The 22,313-nt window shown below is 62.1% G+C and carries 19 protein-coding genes; 4 read left to right on the forward strand and 15 right to left on the reverse strand.

Annotated elements, in window-relative coordinates:
• Positions 1-307: 307 nt before the first annotated feature.
• The 4 genes from rpoE to M5C01_RS24870 all read left to right on the forward strand — a co-directional run bounded on the left by rpoE (position 308) and on the right by M5C01_RS24870 (position 4,140).
• Positions 308-889: an RNA polymerase sigma factor RpoE gene (gene rpoE / locus M5C01_RS24855; protein WP_017127586.1), complete on the forward strand. Its 582-nt coding sequence runs from the start codon at positions 308-310 to the stop codon at positions 887-889.
• Positions 890-920: 31 nt separating this feature from the next.
• Complete coding sequence (locus tag M5C01_RS24860; protein ID WP_103498292.1) at positions 921-1,514, forward strand: RseA family anti-sigma factor; 594 nt, start codon at positions 921-923, stop codon at positions 1,512-1,514.
• A gap of 8 nt (positions 1,515-1,522) precedes the next feature.
• Positions 1,523-2,500, forward strand: coding sequence for a MucB/RseB C-terminal domain-containing protein (locus M5C01_RS24865; protein WP_152741317.1), 978 nt, complete (start codon positions 1,523-1,525; stop codon positions 2,498-2,500).
• Positions 2,501-2,706: 206 nt separating this feature from the next.
• Entirely contained in the window at positions 2,707-4,140 is a 1,434-nt protein-coding gene (locus M5C01_RS24870; protein ID WP_152741316.1) for a DegQ family serine endoprotease, read from the forward strand.
• 63 nt (positions 4,141-4,203) lie between these two features.
• On the opposite strand, the gene M5C01_RS24875 is transcribed toward M5C01_RS24870, so the two are convergent.
• The 15 genes from M5C01_RS24875 to M5C01_RS24945 all read right to left on the reverse strand — a co-directional run bounded on the left by M5C01_RS24875 (position 4,204) and on the right by M5C01_RS24945 (position 22,311).
• Positions 4,204-4,689 (reverse strand): RDD family protein, encoded by a 486-nt coding sequence (locus M5C01_RS24875; protein WP_152741315.1) that lies wholly within the window; start codon positions 4,687-4,689, stop codon positions 4,204-4,206.
• A 115-nt stretch (positions 4,690-4,804) separates the two neighbouring features.
• On the reverse strand, positions 4,805-5,017 hold the full coding sequence (locus M5C01_RS24880) for a cold shock domain-containing protein (RefSeq protein ID WP_003175786.1): 213 nt from the start codon (positions 5,015-5,017) through the stop codon (positions 4,805-4,807).
• Positions 5,018-5,443: 426 nt separating this feature from the next.
• A complete protein-coding gene (gene gcvT, locus M5C01_RS24885; RefSeq protein ID WP_103494223.1) occupies positions 5,444-6,568 on the reverse strand; it encodes a glycine cleavage system aminomethyltransferase GcvT in 1,125 nt (374 codons plus the stop codon).
• Positions 6,569-6,627: 59 nt separating this feature from the next.
• Positions 6,628-8,004 (reverse strand): L-serine ammonia-lyase, encoded by a 1,377-nt coding sequence (locus tag M5C01_RS24890; RefSeq protein WP_152741314.1) that lies wholly within the window; start codon positions 8,002-8,004, stop codon positions 6,628-6,630.
• Between the two features lie 265 nt (positions 8,005-8,269).
• Positions 8,270-11,119 carry an aminomethyl-transferring glycine dehydrogenase gene (gene gcvP / locus M5C01_RS24895; protein ID WP_152741313.1) on the reverse strand — a complete coding sequence of 950 codons (2,850 nt, stop codon included), beginning with the start codon at positions 11,117-11,119 and terminating at the stop codon, positions 8,270-8,272.
• 9 nt (positions 11,120-11,128) lie between these two features.
• The gene (gcvH, locus tag M5C01_RS24900; protein WP_152741312.1) at positions 11,129-11,506 is read right to left on the reverse strand and encodes a glycine cleavage system protein GcvH; all 378 of its coding nucleotides are present in this window, start codon (positions 11,504-11,506) and stop codon (positions 11,129-11,131) included.
• 310 nt (positions 11,507-11,816) lie between these two features.
• A complete protein-coding gene (locus M5C01_RS24905; protein ID WP_152741311.1) occupies positions 11,817-13,325 on the reverse strand; it encodes a sigma-54-dependent transcriptional regulator in 1,509 nt (502 codons plus the stop codon).
• Positions 13,326-13,436: 111 nt separating this feature from the next.
• The gene (locus M5C01_RS24910; RefSeq protein ID WP_103494217.1) at positions 13,437-13,796 is read right to left on the reverse strand and encodes a DUF5064 family protein; all 360 of its coding nucleotides are present in this window, start codon (positions 13,794-13,796) and stop codon (positions 13,437-13,439) included.
• A 55-nt stretch (positions 13,797-13,851) separates the two neighbouring features.
• A complete protein-coding gene (gene arcC / locus M5C01_RS24915; RefSeq protein ID WP_152741310.1) occupies positions 13,852-14,781 on the reverse strand; it encodes a carbamate kinase in 930 nt (309 codons plus the stop codon).
• A 150-nt stretch (positions 14,782-14,931) separates the two neighbouring features.
• On the reverse strand, positions 14,932-15,942 hold the full coding sequence (locus M5C01_RS24920; protein ID WP_152741309.1) for an ornithine carbamoyltransferase: 1,011 nt from the start codon (positions 15,940-15,942) through the stop codon (positions 14,932-14,934).
• 158 nt (positions 15,943-16,100) lie between these two features.
• Positions 16,101-17,357, reverse strand: coding sequence for an arginine deiminase (gene arcA, locus M5C01_RS24925; protein WP_103494214.1), 1,257 nt, complete (start codon positions 17,355-17,357; stop codon positions 16,101-16,103).
• Positions 17,358-17,391: 34 nt separating this feature from the next.
• Entirely contained in the window at positions 17,392-18,819 is a 1,428-nt protein-coding gene (gene arcD / locus M5C01_RS24930; RefSeq protein ID WP_152741308.1) for an arginine-ornithine antiporter, read from the reverse strand.
• A 666-nt stretch (positions 18,820-19,485) separates the two neighbouring features.
• Positions 19,486-20,838, reverse strand: a complete 1,353-nt coding sequence (locus tag M5C01_RS24935) for a CoA transferase (protein WP_152741307.1) — start codon at positions 20,836-20,838, stop codon at positions 19,486-19,488.
• Positions 20,839-21,095: 257 nt separating this feature from the next.
• Entirely contained in the window at positions 21,096-21,503 is a 408-nt protein-coding gene (locus M5C01_RS24940; protein WP_152741354.1) for a YbaN family protein, read from the reverse strand.
• A 199-nt stretch (positions 21,504-21,702) separates the two neighbouring features.
• The gene (locus M5C01_RS24945) at positions 21,703-22,311 is read right to left on the reverse strand and encodes a biliverdin-producing heme oxygenase (RefSeq protein WP_152741306.1); all 609 of its coding nucleotides are present in this window, start codon (positions 22,309-22,311) and stop codon (positions 21,703-21,705) included.
• Positions 22,312-22,313 lie beyond the last annotated feature (2 nt).

Consider the following 22,313-nt stretch of genomic DNA (forward strand, 5'->3'; position numbering starts at 1 on the left):
ATGCCATTACCCGCAGGGGGTTCCGGGAACTTTTACGGGGCTCCGGGCTCCCATGCGGGGTGCCTGAAAGAAGGGGACAGCGTCGGCTTTATGCGAGGTGCCTGAGACGGCCTTCGCAAGCAGATTCGACGACCAGATTATTCACGCAGTCGGCGCTGGCCGTGCTGCGTTTTTCGTGTGTGTCCGTTCGGCGGGCCACAGGAAACTTGCTTGAAGGGGGAGAACTTTTGCCAGAAGCCCGAGTCTATGTTTGCAAGCCTGGTCAATTCGCGATGCACGCCTCCTTCAGGTCCTATGAGGAGTGTTCATGCTAACCCAGGAAGAGGATCAGCAGCTGGTCGAGCGCGTTCAACGCGGCGACAAGCGGGCATTTGATCTGCTGGTGCTGAAGTATCAGCACAAAATTCTCGGGTTGATCGTGCGATTCGTGCACGACACCCATGAAGCCCAGGACGTTGCACAGGAAGCCTTTATCAAAGCCTACCGTGCATTGGGCAATTTTCGCGGTGACAGTGCTTTTTACACCTGGCTCTACCGCATCGCCATCAACACGGCGAAGAACTACCTGGTGTCCCGCGGTCGCAGGCCACCGGACAGCGATGTGAGTTCAGAGGACGCGGAGTTCTACGACGGCGATCATGGCCTCAAGGACCTCGAGTCGCCGGAGCGTGCATTGTTGCGGGATGAGATCGAAGGCACCGTCCATCGGACCATCCAGCAATTGCCAGAAGATTTGCGTACGGCTTTAACTTTACGTGAATTCGACGGTCTGAGTTATGAGGACATTGCAGCCGTCATGCAGTGTCCGGTGGGCACCGTGCGCTCCCGGATTTTCCGCGCTCGGGAGGCCATCGATAAAGCCCTGCAGCCGTTGTTGCAGGAAACCTGAGACAGCGGCGACAGCCAAGAGAGGAACCGCCATGAGTCGTGAAGCCCTGCAGGAATCGCTGTCCGCGGTGATGGATAACGAAGCGGACGAACTGGAATTGCGTCGGGTGCTCAATGCCCTTGACGATGCCGAGACCCGTGCCACCTGGTCTCGTTACCAAATCGCCCGGGCAGTGATGCACAAGGAACTGTTGGACCCGCGCCTGGACCTGGCCTCGGCCGTTTCCGCGGCCCTGGCCGGCGAAGAAGTCCCGGCTAAAAACACTCGCGGTCCGTGGCGTACCCTCGGTCGCCTGGCCGTCGCGGCCTCGGTCACCCTGGCCGTACTGGCCGGTGTGCGTCTGTACAACCAGGATGACATTGTCGGTGCCCAACTGGCCCAGCAATCGAACCAGCCAGGCTTGGTTGCCCCTACGGCCAAAGGCCCGGCGGTGCTGGCCGGCTACACTGAAAGCAGCGACCAGTCGACCGGCCCGATGGCCAACGGCGTGCTGCAGCAAGGCCAGTCCGGCTGGCACGATCAGCGTTTGCCAGGCTATCTGCGCCAGCATGCGCAACAGGCCGCACTCAAGGGCTCTGAAAGTGCTCTGCCCTACGCCCGTGCCGCCAGCTTGGAAAACCGTTAAGGAGGATCATGCGCGCGCTACCTCTTCTAACGCTGGTGCTCAGTGGCTGGTGGGTTCTTCCAGCCCAGGCCGATGAGGCCCAGGACTGGTTGAACCGTCTTGGGCAAGCCGAGCAGCAGCAAAGCTTTCAGGGCACTTTCGTCTACGAGCGCAACGGTAGTTTTTCTACCCATGGCATCTGGCACCTGGTGCGCGATGGCAAGGTTCGTGAGCGTCTGATCCAGCTCGATGGCTCGGCACAAGAGGTTGTTCGCGTCGATGGTCATACCCAGTGCGTCAGTGGTGCGCTGGTGGCGGGGCTCGGCGATATGCCCGATTCCCATACCCGCTCCCTGGACACCCAGACCCTCAAGACCTGGTACGACATCACTGTCGTCGGCAAGTCGCGGGTGGCCGGTCGTGCCGCCGTGGTGGTCTCGCTGACGCCGCGTGACCAGCATCGTTATGGTTTTGAACTGCATCTGGATCGTGAGACCGGCTTGCCCTTGAAATCATTGTTGCTCAATGACAAGGGGCAGTTGCTGGAGCGTTTCCAGTTCACCGAATTGAATACCACCCAGCCTCCCGAGGAAAGCCAGGTACAGCCGAGTGCCGAGTGCAAGCCGGTGATCCTGTTGACCAACCAGGCCCAGCCCAAGGTGCAGGCGCTGGGAGCAGCGGCGGCCCAGTTGTGGCATTCGGACTGGCTGCCGCCGGGTTTCGAACTGGTCAGCAGCACGGCGCGGGTCGACCCGGCCACCAAGGTCGAGGTCAGCAGCTTGATGTATGACGACGGTCTGTCGCGTTTTTCGGTGTTCCTTGAGCCCCTCAACGGTGCCACGGTAACCGACGCCCGGGCCCAGTTGGGGCCGACGGTCGCGGTGTCGCGGCACCTGACCACGCCGAGCGGCGACATCATGGTCACGGTGGTGGGGGAGATTCCCATCGGTACCGCCGAACGGATTGCACTGTCCATGCGTTCCGGCGACGCGCAGGCCAAGCAGTGAGCTGCTGAATCATGGGGGCTGTGGGAGGCTGGTGCAGAAATGTTTGGTGATCAAATTCATTTGCAAATATCCCTGAATTTTCCTATAGGTCAGAGCCCCTCAGCTCTGGCCTTGTTTGCTGTTTCCGGTCCGAAAGTCCCGGTGTTTCATGCCTGGGGCTTGCAAGGGCCTATCGCTTAATCATGCTCGTTGTTCACGGGAGCCATATGTCGATACCACGCTTGAAGTCTTATCTGTCCATTGTCGCCACCGTCCTGGTGCTCGGCCAGGCGATGACCGCCCAGGCCGCTGACTTGCCCGACTTCACCGAACTGGTGGAGCAGGCTTCGCCGGCGGTGGTCAATATCAGCACCACCCAGAAACTGCCGGATCGCAAGGTTTCCGACATGCAGGGGCTAGAAGGCCTGCCGCCGGAAATCCAGCAATTCTTCCGCGGTTTCCCGCAGCCGCGCAGTCCGAAAGGTGGTGGCGGTGGCGGCGGTCGCCAACGTGAAGCCCAGTCCCTGGGATCGGGCTTCATCATCTCCAAGGACGGCTACATCCTGACCAACAACCATGTGGTCGCCGATGCCGACGAGATCGTGGTACGCCTGGCTGATCGCAGCGAGCTCAAGGCCAAGCTGGTGGGCACCGACCCACGTTCCGACGTGGCACTGTTGAAGATCGACGGCAAGGACCTGCCGACCCTCAAGCTCGGCAAGTCCAAGGACCTGAAAGCCGGTCAGTGGGTTGTGGCCATCGGTTCGCCGTTTGGCTTTGACCATACCGTGACCCAGGGCATCGTCAGCGCCGTGGGCCGCAGTCTGCCGAACGAGAACTATGTCCCGTTCATCCAGACCGACGTGCCGATCAACCCGGGTAACTCCGGTGGCCCGCTGTTCAACCTCAAGGGTGAAGTGGTCGGGATCAACTCGCAGATCTATACCCGCTCCGGTGGCTTCATGGGGGTTTCCTTCGCGATCCCGATCGACGTGGCCATGGACGTCTCCGACCAACTGAAGGCCGGTGGCAAGGTCAGCCGTGGCTGGTTGGGCGTGGTGATCCAGGAGGTCAACAAGGACCTGGCCGAGTCGTTCGGTCTGGATAAACCGGCCGGAGCCCTGGTCGCCCAGGTGCAGGACGGTGGTCCGGCGGCCAAGGGTGGCCTGCAGGTCGGTGACGTGATCCTCAGCCTGAACGGCCAGCCGATCGAGCTATCGGCTGACCTGCCGCATCTGGTCGGCGCGTTGAAGGCCGGTGACAAGGCATCCCTGGAAGTGATTCGTGAAGGCAAGCGCAAGACCGTGGACCTGACGGTCGGTGCGATTCCGGACGAAGGCAAGGAAATGGATCTCGCCAAGGCCAACGGTGCCGAGCGCAGCAGCAACCGCCTGGGGATTTCCGTGGTCGAGCTGAGCGATGAGCAGAAGAAAGACAACGACCTCAAGGGGGGCGTGGTCATCAAGGATGTCCAGGACGGTCCCGCAGCCTTGATCGGCCTGCAACCGGGCGATGTGATCACCCACCTGAACAACCAGGCGATCACTACCGCGGCGCAGTTCACCGACATTGCCAAGGCCCTGCCGAAGAATCGTTCGGTGTCCATGCGCGTACTGCGTCAGGGACGTGCCAGCTTCATTACCTTCAAATTGGCTGAATAAGCCCGACTGAAGTCGCTGTATGAAAAAGCCCGCCTCGAAACAGGCGGGCTTTTTTGCGCCGGCTTACTTGGAAGGTTTGGGCAGGTGGACCAACTGGCTGTTGGAGTAGATGTCGTGCCAGCTGCGCTTCTGCTTGTCGACCAGCGACCAGAGGAAGCCCAGGCCGAAGATCCAGGAGGCAATGGATACGATAAACCGTAGCAGCGCCTGCCAGAGACTGATGGCTGTACCGTCGGTGTTCTGTACGCGAATGCCCCAGACCTGCATGCCCAGGGTCTGGCCCTTGTAGGTCCAGAACTTGGCGAAAAAGCCGAACAGCACGAACAGCAGGATTGTCGACAGCAACGGATCGCCGTCCAGCGCCCCGGCGTCGGAGAGCTTGCGCAGTTGCTGTTCGCCGACGATCGCCATCTGCACCAGCTTGTAGATAAAAGCAGTGACGATCAGCAGCGCGGTGCACAGCAGGAAATCATAGAACATCGCGGCCAGGCGACGGCCCAGGCCGGCGGCGGGGAAATCACCCTGGGGGCTCAGCACGTGTTTTGACATGGTGGCTCTCTCCGTGAGGACTGAAAAAAGCCAGTTTACGAAATTGCGCCCATAAAAAAGCCCCTGATATCAATATCAGGGGCTTTTCATTGCAAGAAAACGGGCTCCCTGGGGATCAGGCTTCCGCTTGCACTTCATCAGCCTGCATGCCTTTCTGGCCCTGCACGGCGACGAAGGTCACTTTCTGGCCTTCTTTCAGGCTCTTGAAGCCGTTGCCCTGAATAGCGCGGAAATGGACGAACAGATCCGGACCGCTTTCTGGAGTGATAAAACCAAAACCTTTCTCGTCGTTAAACCACTTGACGGTACCGCTCTGACGTTGGGACATTTTCTTATTTCCTTGACGCTAAAATTAATGACAGTCCCTTTCATATGAAAGAGTACTGGGCTGGGTTGCAGGAAAGTAAGAGGCGTCGAACGGGTTGTAGCAAACTTCAGGCTACTGCCCAGGTCACGATTCCAAGCGACCCATGCAAACACAGTAGAGAAACTCTACGCCAACTCCGGGAGAAAAAACAAGCCCTGCGAAACCCCCAGGTTTATGGCTGTTTATGGGGGGTTGCAGGGCCTTGCAGGCGGTCGCTGGCCATCCACGTGGGTGGGCTTATTTTAGACTGTTATAACGCAAGTTCATTGACGCATATATGCACTGTTTTGTGGCGGTTGCGTGACAAGGTAGTGCACTGTTTCAACGTCGGCTTAGTTGTTACTGTAAGTATCAACAGGGGTATCGGCCCCTGTTGAAGACGCTGTATCAGCCCCTGTAGTAACGCTGTGGCACAAACGGCATTTTGCTCACCTTGAGCGGTACGCGCTTGCCGCGCACGATGGCCCAGACTTCGCTGTCCAGGGCGGCCTGCGAGCTGTCTACATAGCCCATGGCCAGAGGCGCGCCGAGGGTCGGACCGAAGCCGCCGCTGCAGACATTGCCAATCACCTGGCCGTCCTGGTCGACGATTTCCGCGCCTTCGCGCACCGGTGTGCGTTCCTGCGGTAACAGGCCTACACGTTTGCGTGACACACCCTGTTGCTGCTGGGCAAAAACCGTCTCGGCACCGGGGAAACCACCGGCCCGTGCACCGTCGACGCGGCGGACCTTGGAGATCGCCCAGAGCAGGCTGGCCTCGACCGGCGTGGTCTCGCTGTTCATGTCGTGCCCGTACAGGCACAGACCGGCTTCCAGGCGCAGGGAATCGCGGGCGCCGAGGCCGATGGCCTCGACTTCGGTTTCGGCCAGCAGGCTGCGGGCCAGGGCTTCGGCGCTGGCCGCCGGTACGGAAATTTCGAAACCGTCTTCGCCGGTGTAGCCGGAGCGGCTGACGTAGCAGTCCACCCCCAGCAGGCGCACGCTGGCGAACTGCATAAAGGTCATTTTTGTCACTTCAGGGGCCAGGCGCGCCAGGACGCTGACCGCGGCCGGGCCTTGCAGGGCGAGCAGGGCGCGTTCTTCGAACAGAGGCAGGACTTCGCACAGGTGGCCCAGGTGTTTTTGCAGGTGCGCCAGGTCCTGTTCCTTGCAGGCGGCGTTGACCACCAGGAACAGTTCGTCGTTGCCCAGGTTGGCGACCATCAGGTCATCGAGGATGCCACCGGCTTCGTTGGTGAACATCGCATAACGCTGCATGCCCACCGGCAGGTCGATGATATCCACCGGTACCAGGGCTTCCAGGGCCTTGGCGGCAGCGGCGCCGACCAGGCGGATCTGGCCCATGTGCGAGACATCGAACAGCCCGGCTTTTTCACGGGTGTGCTGGTGTTCTTTCATCACGCCCAACGGGTATTGCACCGGCATGTCGTAGCCGGCGAACGGCACCATGCGCGCGCCGAGTTGCAGGTGCAGGGCGTGCAGCGGGGTTTGCTTCAGGGATTCGGTGGACATTGCAGCTCCTTAAATGGGGTGTGGAGGGGATGGCCAGAACCACTCCCCTTGAATGAGGGTCAGCACTCGATGATGTTGACGGCCAGACCGCCGCGCGCGGTCTCCTTGTATTTGCTTTTCATGTCGGCGCCGGTCTGGCGCATGGTGCGAATCACCTTGTCGAGGGAGACGAAGTGCTGGCCGTCGCCGCGCAGGGCCATGCGCACGGCGTTGATGGCTTTCACCGAGCCCATGGCGTTGCGTTCGATGCACGGCACTTGCACCAGGCCGCCGATGGGGTCGCAGGTCAGGCCGAGGTTGTGTTCCATGCCGATTTCAGCGGCGTTCTCCACCTGTTGCACGGTGCCGCCGAGCACTTCGCACAAGGCCCCGGCGGCCATCGAGCAGGCCACGCCGACTTCGCCCTGGCAGCCGACTTCGGCACCGGAGATCGAGGCATTTTCCTTGTAGAGAATGCCGATGGCGGCGGCGGTGAGGAGGAAACGCACCACGCCGTCTTCATTGGCACCGGCAATAAAGCGCATGTAGTAATGCAGCACGGCGGGGACGATCCCGGCCGCGCCATTGGTCGGTGCGGTGACCACGCGACCGCCGTTGGCGTTTTCTTCATTGACCGCCAGGGCGTAGAGGTTGACCCAGTCCAGCACCGACAGCGCATCGCGCAACGCCGCTTCCGGGTGCTTGCACAGCTGGCGATGGAGTGCCGCGGCGCGCCGCTTGACCTTCAAGCCGCCGGGCAGGATGCCTTCATTGCGGCAACCGGCGTCGACGCAGTCCTGCATCACCTGCCAGATTTTCAGCAGGCCGGCGCGGGTTTCCGCTTCCGGGCGCCAGGCGCTTTCGTTGGTCAGCATCACCTGGCTGATGGACAGGCCGTAGGTGGTGCAATGGCCGAGCAGTTCCTTGGCGCTTTTGAACGGGAAGGTCAGCGGCGTGCTGTCCTCGACGATACGGTCGGCGCCGGCGGCGTCTTCATCGACCACGAAACCGCCGCCTACCGAGTAATACTCGCGGCTGCGGATCTGGATGCCGGCGGCGTCGAAGGCGCGGAAGATCATGCCGTTGGGGTGATAGGCCAGGGGTTTCCTGATCATCGCCAGGTGGAGTTTTTCATTGAATTCGATGGAGTGCTCGCCGAGCAGATTCAGGCGGCCGTTACTGCGAATAGTGTGCAGGCGGGCGGCCACGGATTCTGTATCGACGGTATCCGGGTGTTCACCTTCCAGGCCCAGGAGCACGGCCTTGTCGCTGCCATGGCCTTTGCCGGTGGCGCCGAGCGAGCCGTACAGCTCGACTTTGACGCAGGTGGTCTGTGACAGCAGTTGCTCGCGCCGCAAACCCTCGACGAAACGCGCGGCTGCGCGCATCGGACCGACGGTGTGGGAGCTGGAGGGACCGATGCCGATCTTGAACAGGTCGAACACGCTCAGGGACATGTGGGTTCTCCGGTTTTTTCTTTTAATTATCGGCTAAAAAACAACACGGACACTGTAAAGGTAGGGCTTGCCAGAGAAGCTTTTGGTGTTCTTGAGGGCCTCTTCGCGGGCAAGCCCTGCTCCTACAGTTCGGTGTGTTACCCAGATTCTGTAATCGACGCAGTACTGTAGGAGCAGGGCTTGCCCGCGAAGCTTTTGGCGATCTTGAGTGCTCCTTCGCAAGCAAGTCCTGCTCCTACAGGGAGGCGTTCCTTTACAACTCAGGTCAGGCGTAGTTCTCGATCGACGGGCAGGCGCAGACCAGGTTACGGTCGCCGAACACGTTGTCGACACGCCCCACCGGCGGCCAGTACTTGCCTTCGATCAAGGACGCCACCGGGTATACCGCCTGTTCGCGGCTGTACGGATGGAACCACTCGCCGACGATTTCCGCCGCGGTGTGCGGGGCGTTCTTCAGCGGGTTGTCGTCCTTGTCCAGGCTGCCGTTTTCCACCGCGCGGATTTCTTCGCGGATGTGGATCATGGCGTCGCAGAAGCGGTCCAGTTCTTCCTTGGATTCGCTTTCGGTCGGCTCGATCATCAGGGTGCCGGCCACCGGGAACGACATGGTCGGGGCATGGAAACCGAAGTCGATCAGGCGCTTGGCGACGTCATCGACGCTGATGCCGCTGCTGTCCTTCAACGGACGCAGGTCGAGGATGCACTCGTGGGCCACCAGGCCGTTGCTGCCGCTGTAGAGCACCGGGTAGTGCTCTTCCAGGCGCCGGGCGATGTAGTTGGCATTGAGGATCGCCAACTGCGAGGCGCGCTTGAGGCCTTCGCCACCCATCATGCGGATATACATCCAGGTGATCGGCAGGATGCTTGCGCTGCCGAACGGCGCCGCGCAGACCGCGCCTTCCTTGCGCTCCATGGTGCCGTGACCCGGCAGGAACGGCGTCAGGTGCGACTTCACACCGATCGGACCGACGCCCGGGCCGCCACCGCCGTGGGGAATGCAGAAGGTTTTGTGCAGGTTCAGGTGCGATACATCGCCGCCGAACTTGCCCGGGGCGCAGAGGCCGACCATGGCGTTCATGTTGGCGCCGTCGATATACACCTGGCCGCCGTTGTCATGAATGATGCCGCAGATTTCGCGGATACCTTCCTCGAACACACCGTGGGTCGACGGGTAGGTGATCATCAGCGCGGCGAGGTGCTCGCGGTGTTCGATCGCCTTGGCCCGCAGGTCTTCGATATCGACGTTACCGCGGGCATCGCAGGCGGTGACGATCACGCGCATGCCGGCCATGTTCGCCGTGGCCGGGTTGGTGCCGTGGGCCGACGACGGGATCAGGCAGATATCGCGGCGCTCGTCGCCACGGCTCTGGTGGTAGGCACGGATCGCCAGCAGGCCGGCGTATTCGCCCTGGGAACCGGCGTTCGGTTGCAGGGAAATCGCGTCGTAGCCGGTGGCGGCGCAGAGCATCGCTTCCAGCTCATCGGTCAGTTGCTGGTAGCCGGCGCTCTGCTCGGCCGGGGCGAATGGGTGCAGGGCACCGAATTCGGCCCAGGTCACCGGGATCATTTCGCTGGCGGCATTGAGCTTCATGGTGCAGGAGCCCAGCGGGATCATGGTGCGATCCAGGGCCAGGTCCTTGTCGGCCAGCTTGCGCAGGTAGCGCATCAGCTCGGTTTCCGAGTGATAACGGTTGAATACCGGGTGGCTGAGGATGGCCGACTGGCGCACCAGGGCTGCCGGGATACGGCTTTCGACCGACGCGGCCAGGACGTTGAAGTCCGGCACGGCCTTGCCGCCGGCCAGCAGTTTCCACAGGTTTTCGATATCGGCCTGACTGGTGGTCTCGTCCAGGGACAGGCCCAGGCGCTGGGCGTCCACGACGCGCAGGTTGATGCGCTGGGCATGGGCCTGTTCGTGCAGGGCCGCGGTCTGGGCGCCGGTGTTGAGGGTCAGGGTGTCGAAGAAGTTGTCCTGCTCGACCGCCAGGCCCAGGGCGCTCAGGCCCTTGGCGAGGATCGCGGTGAAGCCGTGGATACGCTTGGCAATCTGGATCAGGCCTTTTGGACCGTGATACACCGCGTACATGCTGGCGATGTTGGCCAGCAGGACCTGGGCGGTGCAGATGTTGCTGGTGGCTTTCTCGCGACGGATATGTTGCTCGCGGGTCTGCATGGCCAGGCGCAGGGCCGGCTTGCCGAAACGGTCCACCGAGACGCCGACCAGACGGCCGGGCATGTCGCGCTTGAACGCATCGCGGGTGGAGAAGTAGGCCGCGTGCGGGCCACCGAAGCCCAGCGGGACACCAAAGCGCTGGGCGCTGCCGATGGCCACGTCGGCACCGAACTCGCCCGGCGGGGTCAGCAGGGTCAGGGCCAGCAGGTCGGCGGCGACCGCCACCAGGGCGTTGGCCGCATGGAAACGCTCGGTCAGGGCGCGGTAGTCGAACAGATCACCGTTGCTTGCCGGGTATTGCAGCAGGGCGCCGAAGAACGGGCTGACGTCGGTCAGTTGGTGTTCATCGCCCACCACCACGTTGATACCCAGGGGCTCGGCACGGGTGCGCAGGACGTCGAGGGTCTGCGGATGGCAGTGCACGGAGGCGAAGAAGGCATTGCTGCCCTTGTTCTTGCTCAGGCGCTTGCAGAAGGTCATGGATTCGGCGGCGGCGGTGGCTTCGTCGAGCAGCGAGGCGTTGGCGATCGGCAGGCCGCTGAGGTCGCTGATCAGGGTCTGGAAATTCAGCAGCGCTTCCAGGCGACCCTGGGAGATTTCCGGTTGGTACGGGGTGTAGGCGGTGTACCAGGCGGGGTTTTCCAGGAGGTTGCGCAGGATCGGCGACGGCGTATGGCAGTTGTAGTAGCCCTGGCCGATGTAGGTCTTGAACAGCTGGTTTTTCGCGGCGATGGCCTTGATCGACGCCAGGGCGTCGGCTTCGCTTTGCCCTGCCCCGAGGTCAAGGACGCTGGTGCCCTTGATGCTGTCGGGAATCACGCTGGCGCTGAGGGCTTGCAAGGAATCGAAACCGAGGGTTTCGAGCATGGCCTGTTCGTCTGCCTGGCGCGGGCCGATATGACGGGCGATAAATTCGTTGGCGGTGCTGAGATTGACAGTCATGACAGTTCCTCAGGCGTTGGCTTTGATCAGTTGGTCGTAGGCATCCTGATCCAGCAGTCTAGCGACTGCCGAGGCATCGGTTGGGCGGAAGCGGAAAAACCAGCCTTCGCCCAGCGGATCTTCGTTGACCAGCTCGGGGCTGTCTTCCAGCGCCGGGTTGAATTCGAGCACTTCACCGTCCAGGGGCATGTACACGCCGCTGGCGGCCTTGACCGATTCCACGGTGGCGGCTTCGGCGCCTTTGTCGTACTGCTGCAGTTCCGGCAGTTGCACAAACACCACGTCGCCCAGGGCGTTTTGCGCGAAAGCCGTGATGCCGACCGTGACACTGCCATCGGCTTCGGTACGCAGCCATTCGTGGTCTTCAGTAAAACGCAACTCGCTCATGGAAACTCCTAAGGGGGCCAGACTCGTCGTCAGGTGGACGCAGGGGATGCGGGATCGACGTCCCGCTGAATGGGAGTTCCCATAGCAAGTTTGTGGCCAATACTGCGCGGGGCTTGTAAATCAAGGGTTTGCGGGTTTTTTGCGCACACTGGATGGCCGCAGCTGTAGCGAAATCGCTACAGCTGGAGGGCAGAAAAAAAGCCTAACAGGATCAAAGCCTTGTGCAGTGGGGATTGGCTTGAAGTGTAGCGAAATCGTTCCACTGTAGCGCTTTCAGTACAGATGGAGGTCGCTTTTCGTGCGTGTTGCCTCAGGGCTTGCCGGGAATGCCGTATTTGCGCAGGCGATGGGCAATGGCCGTATGGGAGGTCTGCAGTCGACTGGCCAGTTGCCGGGTCGAGGGATACTGCACGTAGAGCTTTTCCAGCAGGGTCTTCTCGAAATCCTCGACCGCCTGTTCCAGGCTGTCGATCTCCGGGTCGCTCTGACGTGCCACCGAGGTTCCGGCAATGTCCAGGTCGCCGATATCCACCACACTGCTCTCGCAGATCGCCGCCGCGCGGAAGATCACGTTCTGCAATTGCCGCACATTGCCCGGCCAGCGGTTGTCCAGCAACGCTGGATAGGTTCCGGGTGCCAGCCGGCAGACCGGACGCTGGATCTGCGTGCAGGCCTGCTGCATGAAATAGCGTGCCAGCAACAGGATGTCCTGGCCACGCTCGCGCAGCGGCGGGACTTCGACATTGAGCACGTTCAGCCGGTAGAACAGGTCTTCGCGAAAACTGCCTTCGCTGACCATCTTCTCCAGGTTGCGGTGGGTGGCGCTGAGAATCCGCACGTTGACCTTGACCTCGCGGTCCCCGCCGACGCGACGGAAGCTGCCGTCATTGAGAAAACGCAGCAACTTGGCTTGCAGGTATGGCGACATTTCGCCGATCTCATCGAGAAACACCGTGCCCTGGTTCGCCAGCTCCATCAGTCCCGGCTTGCCGCCGCGCTGAGCGCCGGTAAAAGCGCCGGGGGCGTAGCCGAACAGTTCGCTTTCGGCGAGGTTCTCCGGCAGGGCCGCGCAGTTCAGGGCCAGGAAGGGCGCACTGTGGCGCGCACTGATGGCATGGCAGGCCCGCGCCACCAGCTCCTTGCCGGTGCCGGTTTCGCCCTGGATCAGCAGCGGCGCGTCGAGGGCCGCGACCCGCTGGGCACGGGCCTTGAGGGTGCGGATCGCCGGGGACTCTCCGAGCAGCGCGTCGAAACCTTCGGCATGGTCGTGGTGCAGAGCCGACAGACGCTCGCCGATGCGGTTCGGCTGGTACAGGGTCAGCAGTGCGCCGGCATCGGTGATCGGCGTGGCGTCGAGCAGCAGGGTCTGGCCGTTGACGGTGATTTCCCGCAGCGGCAGGCGGAAACCGTTTTCCAGCAGGGTGTCCAGGAGATTGGGGTCGGCAAAGAGTTCGGCGACGCTTTCACCCGCCGGCTCGCGACCGTACAGGGCAATCAGCGCCGGGTTGGCCAGCAGCACGTGGCCGGCGCTGTCCAGGGCCAGCACCGGGTCGGTCATGGCCGCGAGCAGGGCGTCGAGTTGCAGGTGGCGGCGCTGTCCCGGGAGGATATCCACCACCGTCACCGCCTCTACGCCACGGACGCTGAACAGCGCGTCGCGCAACTCCTCGAGCACTTGCGGGCTGAGGGTCGGGGCGTCGATATAGACGTTGGGCGGAACCATCTCCACCGCATCCAGGTTGAGATTGCGTCCACCGAGCAGGGCCAGGACTTCCTGGGTGATGCCGACGCGGTCGATGAAACTGACGTGGATACGCATGGGGCGATTCGGTGTTCCGGGCGCGAGGGCGGCAATTATGCCTTGGCGTGTGGGGTTTGGTGAAATCTACCGCGTGAACGCCCCTGTCCTGTTACTGGAACGAGCCTCTGGTCAGCTCAGATGTTCAAGCTTCATCGGGTCGCCTGACTTGACGTCGAGCTTGGCCCGCACATCCTCGAACATCTCGTCGTAGTATTTGTGCAGGGAAATGATGCTGGCATTTTTCGGCATGCCGTATTTCTGCGCGATATGGCTGGCGACGCGGGCAAAGTCGAAGGCCTGGTCCTTGGGCATGAAGAACGACTCGTCGAGGGACTTGCCCTCGATGGTGCCGTGCAAGGTAAAGCGCATGCCGGTGCCTTCCTTCGGGTCCTGGGCGACTTCATAGTCGAAACTCAGGTTGTAGCTGAAATCGTCCTTGTTCAGCGCATGGCGCTCGATATGCAGGTGACCGGGCGTGAACGTGGCCATGGTGTTCTCCTTCAAGGCATGGAGTAGGGCAGACCACGGGCCTGCCCGATGGTTCTCATGAATAAGTGATGCCGGGCTGTGCCGTACTGATCCGCGTACCCGCCTTACCTTGGACTATCGCCTCGATATCCGCCAGTGAACCGATCACCGCGGCCTTGCCGGTGTGCCGGGCGAACTCGCAGGCGGCCTGGACTTTCGGGCCCATGGAGCCGGCGGCGAAACCGAGTTTTTCGAGATCGTCCGGATGGGCCTGGATAATGGCCTTCTGGGACGGCTGGCCCCAGTCGACAAAAGCGGCATTGACGTCCGTGGCGATCACCAGCAGGTCGGCCTCCAGCTGTTCGGCCAGCAGCGCCGAGCACAGGTCCTTGTCGATCACCGCTTCGATGCCCTTGAGCTTGCCGTCCTCGCCGTACATTGTCGGGATGCCGCCACCGCCGGCACAGATCACGATGCTGCCCTTGTCCAGCAGCCATTTGATCGGACGGATCTCGAAGATGCGCTTGGGTTTCGGGCTGGCGACCACGCGGCGGAATTTGTCGCCGTCCGGGGCGATGCTCCAGCCTTTTTCAGTGGCCAGTCGTTCTGCTTCGGCCTTGCTGTAGACCGGGCCGATGGGCTTGCTCGGATGCTGGAAAGCCGGGTCCTCGGGGTCGACTTCGACCTGGGTGAGCAGGGTGGCGAAGGGCACTTCGAAGTCCAGCAGGTTGCCCAGTTCCTGTTCGATGATGTAGCCGATCATGCCTTCGGTTTCGGCGCCGAGCACGTCCAGCGGGTAGGGCGAGAGCTGGGTGTAGGCGGCCGCCTGCAACGACAGCAGGCCGACCTGCGGGCCGTTGCCGTGGGCGATGACCAACTGGTTGCCGGGGTAGATCTTGGCAATCTGTTCGGTGGCGATACGGATATTGGTGCGTTGATTGTCCGCGGTCATGGGTTCACCACGACGCAGGAGGGCGTTACCGCCCAATGCGACGACGATACGCATAAGTACTGTCCTTCCAGAGGTTGCATGAGTTCCCCTGTAGGAGCGAGCTTGCTCGCGATGGAGGTCGACGATAACGCGGGGTACCAGGTGTCACAGGGCGCCCGTGCGATTATCGCGAGCAAGCTCGCTCCTACAGGGGGAGCGCCGGTCCTAGATATCCGCCAGCGCCGACACCAGGATCGCCTTGATCGTGTGCATGCGGTTTTCCGCCTGCTCGAAGGCGATATTGGCCGGCGACTCGAACACTTCCTCGGTCACTTCAACCCCATTGGCCAGGTGCGGGTAACGCGACGCGATATCCTTGCCGACCTTGGTCTCGCTGTTGTGGAACGCCGGCAGGCAGTGCATGAACTTGACCCGGGGATTGCCCGAGGCCTTCATCATTTTCGCATTGACCTGATAAGGCATCAGTTGCTCGATACGCTCGTCCCAGGCCTCCACCGGCTCACCCATGGACACCCAGATATCGGTGTGGATGAAGTCCACGCCCTTGACCGCTTCCTGCGGGTCTTCGGTGATGGTGATGCGCGCGCCGTTTTCCTCGGCAAAGGCCTTGCACTGGGCGATGAAATCTTCATGGGGCCACAGCGCCTTCGGCGCGCCGATGCGTACGTCCATGCCCAGCTTGGCGCCGATCATCAGCAGCGAGTTGCCCATGTTGTAGCGCGCATCGCCAAGGTAGGCGTAGCTGATGTCATGCAGCGGCTTGTCGCTGTGCTCGCGCATGGTCAGGGTGTCGGCGATCATCTGTGTCGGGTGGAACTCGGCGGTCAGGCCGTTGAACACCGGCACGCCGGCGAACTTCGCCAGTTCTTCGACGATCTCCTGTTCGAAGCCCCGGTACTCGATGGCGTCGAACATCCGCCCCAGCACGCGGGCGGTGTCCTTCATGCTTTCCTTGTGGCCGATCTGCGACGACACCGGGTCGATATAGGTGACGTGGGCGCCCTGGTCATGGGCCGCGACTTCGAAGGCGCAACGGGTGCGGGTCGAGGTCTTCTCGAAGATCAGCGCGATGTTCTTGCCCTTGAGGTGCTGCTGCTCGGTGCCGGTGTACTTGGCGCGCTTGAGGTCGCGGGACAGGTCCAGCAGGTAGTGCAGTTCGCGATTGGTGTGGTGCATCAAGCTCAGCAGGCTGCGGTTACGCATATTAAAAGCCATTTCTTGGATCTCCTCGGGTATGGGTTATCCGCCTGTCCCGGTCGGGTGCCGCCGTCCTGTAGGAGCTGGGCTTGCCCGCGAAGGCGTCTTCAAGATCGCCAAAAGCTTCGCGGGCAAGCCCGGCTCCTACCAGGGGCAAGGGCAGGCTTGAATATCGGTCAGTAATCGATCGGGTCACGGATGATCGGGCAGGTCATGCAGTGACCACCGCCGCGGCCACGGCCCAGTTCGCTGGCGCTGATGGTGATGACCTCCACGCCGGCCTTGCGCAGCAGGGTGTTGGTGTAGGTGTTGCGGTCGTAGCCGATCACCACGCCGGGCTCCACGGCCACCACGTTGTTGCCGTCGTCCCACTGTTCGCGTTCAGCGGCGAAGCTGTTGCCGCCGGTTTCCACCACCCGCAGGGCCTTGAGGTTGAGGGCCTGGGCGACGGTGTCGAGGAAGTTGGTTTCTTCCCGGCGGACATCGATGCCACCGGGCTTGCTCTCGTCAGGGCGCAGGGTGAAGGCGACGATCTGGTTCACTACTTCCGGGAAGATGGTCACCAGGTCGCGGTCGCAGAAGCTGAATACGGTGTCCAGGTGCATGGCCGCGCGGGACTTCGGCAGGCCGGCGACGATCACCCGCTCCACGGCGTTGTGCTTGAACAGGTTCAGCGCCAGCTGGCCGATGGCCTGGCGCGAGGAGCGTTCGCCCATGCCGATCAGCACCACGCCGTTGCCCAGGGGCATCACGTCGCCGCCTTCGAGGGTGGCGTTGCCGTGCTCCTGGTCCGGGTCGCCGTACCAGACCTGGAAGTCGGCGTTGACGAATTCCGGGTGGAATTTGTAGATGGCACTGGCCAGCAGGGTTTCCTGGCGTCGCGCCGGCCAGTACATCGGGTTGAGGGTCACGCCGCCAAAGATCCAGCAGGTGGTGTCGCGGGTGAACTGGGTATTGGGCAGCGGCGGCAGGATAAAGCTGGAGTGGCCGAGGAAGTCGCGGAACATCTCGATGGTCTTGCCGCCGAAGCTGTTCGGCAGGTCATCGGCCGAGACGCCGCCGATCAGGAACTCGGCGATCTTGCGCGGTTCCAGGCTGCGCAGCCACGAGTCGACCTCGTGGACCAGCCCCAGGCCGACCTGGTTGGCGGTGATCTTGCGTTCGAGGATCCAGTCCAGGGCTTCCTTCTGAGCGACGATATCGGTCAGCAGGTTGTGCATTTCCAGCACGTCGATATCGCGTTCGCGCATCTTGGTGACGAAGTCGAAGTGATCGCGCTTGGCCTGGGCCACCCAGATCACATCGTCGAACAGCAGCTCATCGCAGTTGTTCGGAGTCAGCCGCTGGTGCGCCAGGCCCGGTGAGCAGACCAGCACCTTGCGCAGCTTGCCGGCTTCGGAATGAACGCCGTATTTCACTTTTTCCGTGGTCATTGCAGATCCTCCAGGGAACGAAACAATCAGGGTGTCAAAGGGTCAGGAAGCCGTCGTACAGGCCATAGGCAGCCACCAGGGCGCCTATGACCACCGCGGCGAAAATCAGCTTCTCGACAGTGGTGAAAATCGCTTTGCCCAGCTCGTGCTTGGCCTTGGCGAACAGAATCACGCCGGGGGCATAGAGCAGGGCGGAGAGCAGCAGGTACTTGGTGCCGCCGGCGTACAGCAGCCAGATCGCGTAGATCAGGGCGATGGCGCCGATGACCAGGTCCTTGCGGCGTTCGCCCGGGGCCTGTTCATAACTTTCGCCGCGCACCGCCAGCAGCACGGCATAGGCCGCCGACCACAGGTAGGGCACCAGGATCATCGAGGTGGCGAGGTAGATCAGCGACAGGTAGGTACTGGCGGAAAACAGCGTGATGATCAGGAAGATCTGCACCATGGCGTTGGTCAGCCAGAGGGCGTTGGCCGGTACCTGGTTGGCGTTCTCGCGGCGCAGGAACTCCGGCATGGTGTGGTCCTTGGCGGCGGCGAACATGATCTCCGCGCACAGCAGCACCCAGGACAGCAGGGCGCCGAGCAGCGAGATGATCAGGCCGACGCTGATCAGCACCGCGCCCCAGTGGCCGACTACATGTTCGAGCACGGCGGCCATGGACGGGTTCTGCAGTTTCGCCAGTTCCGGCTGGGTCATGATCCCCAGGGACAGGACGTTGACCAGCACCAGGAACAGCAACACGGTGATAAAACCGATGACCGTGGCCTTGCCCACGTCCGAGCGTTTTTCCGCGCGGGCAGAGAAGATGCTCGCGCCCTCGATGCCGATAAACACCCAGACGGTGACCAGCATCATATTGCGCACCTGGTTCATGACACTGCCCAGGCTCGGGTTCTTCACGCCCCAAATGTCGGCGGTGAAGATATCCAGCTTGAAAGCGAACAGCGCGATCAGCAGGAACAGCAGCAGCGGCACGACCTTGGCCACGGTGGTGACCAGGTTGATGAAGGCCGCTTCCTTGATACCGCGCAGTACCAGCCAGTGCACGGCCCACAACAGCACCGAGGCCCCGACGACGGCGGCCACGGTATTGCCTTCGCCAAACACCGGGAAGAAGTAACCCAGGGTGCTGAACAGCAGGACGAAGTAGCCGACGTTGCCCAGCCAGGCACTGATCCAGTAACCCCAGGCGGACGAGAAACCCATATAGTCGCCGAAACCGGCCTTGGCGTAGGCGTAGACCCCACCGTCCAGGTTCGGTTTGCGATTGGCCAGGGTCTGGAACACGAAGGCCAGGGTCAACATGCCCACGGCGGTAATCGCCCAGCCAATCAATACCGCGCCGACATCGGCGCTGGCAGCCATGTTTTGCGGCAGGGAAAAGATACCGCCGCCAATCATTGAACCCACCACCAGAGCGACCAGCGCACCTAATCGCAGTTTTCCGGGTGATTCAGACATTGCATGACTCCAATCCATGGGAATTGAGGCGATAGGGTAGGCCAGGGGCAAAAACGAAAAATGATATAGATCAGATCATTGGCACATTCCGTTGTTTATGAACGACTTTTGGGGCCGCGCGGACACGCGGGCCTGCGTCTTAAGACACCCGTCCTAGAGCGGTCGAATGAGCGTTGAAAAGAATATTTCGTATTGCTGTGGAGGCTTAAACTAGACAAACCTGTGGATTGTGCAAATTTCGGACAGCGTTTTTTTAAACGCGTTCGATTTATTGGAAACAGCCCACAGGATCATCGAGTCGAACGGGTTTCATAGGTGCTATCGGTCTTGAGCGACTACTTTTTTCATCCCTATCGAATAAACGTAGTGGCACATTGGATAATTAATCGAGTGAGCATTTGTTGCTTTGTTAAATATTGAAACAATTAAGTAATCAAGATGACGCATATATCAAGTGACGACCTGAGAACTGCGCTTCGGCGTGGTGATGGGGTCTACGAGGGAGGAGCATTGATGCTGAATCCCCGGGGGATCCTTGAGGTGGTTGATGATCCAGAGGGCCTCTTCGCGGGCAAGCCACGCTCCTACAGTTTTGCGTGAAAACGAAATGTCATGTACGACACCAAACTGTAGGAGCGTGGCTTGCCCGCGAAAGCGGTTTCGAACTCACCACCACTGCGGCGGATGAGTCCCCAGCTTCGTAGCAGCCAAGGCCCACTGCAACGGCACCGCCCCGACCTTCAGCGGCGACAGCAAACGTTGCGCCGGGCCCCAGGACGTCTGTTCCAGCACCGGGTTCCAGTCCTGCGCCCCTGCGGGCAACAGCGCTTCGGTCCCATTGACCGCCCCCTGTTCCACCAGCAACTTCGCCGTACGGGCCAGTGACAAACGCGCCGACCCTCCCAGCCCGCTGTGCAACCGTTCGGTCAGCGCGCGGATCGCCGCGGCCGCCATCAGGTAGCCGGTGGCATGGTCCAGCGCTTGCACCGGCAGTGGGACGGGCTTGTCCGCCTGTTTCCACAACATGCCGGCCTGGGCGATACCACTGCTCATCTGCACCAGGCTGTCGAAGCCCCGGCGATTGCGCCACGGGCCGCTCCAGCCGTAGGCGTTCAGGCTCACATCGATCAGCCCGGGGGCCAGGCGCTGGCGCCGTCGGGCATCGTAGCCGAGCCCGTCCAGTGCATCGGCGCGGTAGCCGTGCAGGAGGATATCGGCCCCGCCGAGCAGGCCTTCGAAGATCTCGCGATCAGCCGCGTCATGCAGGTTCAGGCGGGCGCAGTGCTTGCCCAGGGTCACGTCCGGGGTCAGGGCCGGCTCGTCCCAGCTCGGCGGATCGATGCGCAGCACCTCGGCACCCAGCCCTGCCAGCAAGCGGCTGGCCACGGGGCCGGCGAGTACGCGGGTCAGGTCGAGAACTTTGATGCCTGCCAATGGCCGTACCTGCGAGCCGAGCCAGGTCCGTGAACCATGGCTGTCGTGGGTGTTTCGCTGAACCAGAGGCTCGGCATTGACCGCAAGCCCTTGGGGGTGTTCCTTCCAGGCGGCCCATGAGCGCATTTGCGCGGCGCAGCCACCGGCCTCGACCACCGCCAGCTCCAGCTCGTCGGCCGCCCATTGGGCAACTTTTTCAGCCATGGCGCTGCGATCCGCCGCCAGTCCCAGGACGCGCTCGGCGGCGCGGCGATGATGGGGGGCGTTGGTGTGCAGGCGGATCCAGCCATCGGCGCTGGCGTAGTCGCCGGCAATCGGGTCCCAGGGCGGCGGGATTTCCCAGCCTGCGGGTTGTACCGCCGTGCCGAACCAGAGTGAAGCCAGGCGCCGGTCGACTTCGACGGCGGGGCGCTGCCCGTTCTGTTGCAGCAGCAGTTCGGCGACGGCCTGGCCGGCAGCGGCGAGTGTGGCGCCGGCCAGTTCGGTAACGGCAAAAGTCGAGGGTAGAACGCCGCTGCCGGTGAACAGTGGCGGCGAGAGGGGCAGGTCGAGTGCGGCTTGAATGGACGTCAATAGATCGGTCATCGAAGGCTCTCCGTGAGAAGGGCCATTGCACCTGAAATACGGGCGATTGTCGATGTCGGGTGTGGCCTCCAGACCGTCAATATATTCTTGATCCTGGCCCTGCTATTCCGATCCATGCGGTCCCTGTAGGCGCCGGCTTGCTGGCGATCCGGGCGACGCGGATTAACAGGAAACCGCGTCGCTGCCATCGCCAGCAAGCCGGCTCCTACAAGTCGGTGTTTGCCGAAAAATCCCCTCCCGCAGGAACTGACGGGGGCTCAGGACGCGTCGGGCACCGCAAGCCGCTCCGGACGCGACCAGATCCACAGGTTGCCCAGGCTCATCCCGGCGATGGCCAGGTAGATCGGCCAGCCGTGTTCGAGCATCACCAGCATCAGCGTCGCGCAGAGCAGCATGCTCAGGGTGGCGCTGACCTTGGCCTTGCGGGCAATGATCTTGCCGTTGCGCCAGTTGCTCAGGATCGGGCCGAACAGCCGGTGGTTTTCCAGCCAGGCACTCAAGCGCGGCGAACTCTTGGTGGCGGCCCAGGCGGCCAGCAGGATGAACTCGGTGGTCGGCAGGCCGGGAATGACAATGGCGACCAGGCCGATACCCAGGCTGACATAGGCGAGCAGGCCGAAGAGCACGCGGACGAGTTTGGAGGAGGAGGGTTTTGGCTGGGTCATGGCGTCAATTGTGCGGCGATGGAGTGAATGGCTCAAGCCCCGGATCCTGTGGTTGCCTGTGCAAAGGGGTGTACGCAAGATTAGGGCGCTACGCGTAACGTGTAGGAGCGAGCTTGCTCGCGATGGTCTGAAGAGCGCTGCGGTGCTCCAGTTATCCTGCGTCATCGTTGACGTCCATCGCGAGCAAGCTCGCTCCTACTCAGGCCAGCTCCGGCGCCGTGGCGTAAGCCTGTTCCAGCAACAGGGTAAAGCGTACGAACGCATCAATCGCGCCTTTCTCCGCAGCGGCTTCTTCTTCGGCACTCAGCTCCAGCCCGTCGAGGGTCCTGGTAAAGCTTTTCCAGCCCTCGGCGCGCCCGCCGGCCGGTTCGCCCAGGTGGCGGGCACCGAAGGTTTCGCTGAGGCCCAGGCCCACGGCGCGCTTGATCAGGAACGCGGCGCCGAGCTTGGAACCCTCGGAAACGAAGAGCCAGCCCAGGGCTTCGGCCTTGCTCGGGTTCTTCACGGCACCGGCCACCGGCGCGGGCACTTCGGTGTCCAGGTCCGCCAGATCGGCCTTGGCCGCTTCCGCGCGGCAACGTTCGGCCAGGTCCGGGACGATGGCGATCAGTTCGGGATCGTTGTACAGCGACACCAACTCCGACTGGAACAGGTACTGGGCCACCACGAAACGGGCGAAATTCGCCTGGGTTTCGAACGGCGCATGGGCTTTGACCAACTGGTCGAGCCTGGCATGGGGTTCATGGGTGATCTGGTTCAGGCGTTGCGAGCGCAGGCTCGGGCGTTGGGTGTTGTCCGGGGTGGTCATGA

It is taken from the genome of Pseudomonas sp. MWU12-2319 (genome assembly GCF_023242525.1).
Taxonomy (GTDB): domain Bacteria; phylum Pseudomonadota; class Gammaproteobacteria; order Pseudomonadales; family Pseudomonadaceae; genus Aquipseudomonas; species Aquipseudomonas gingeri_D.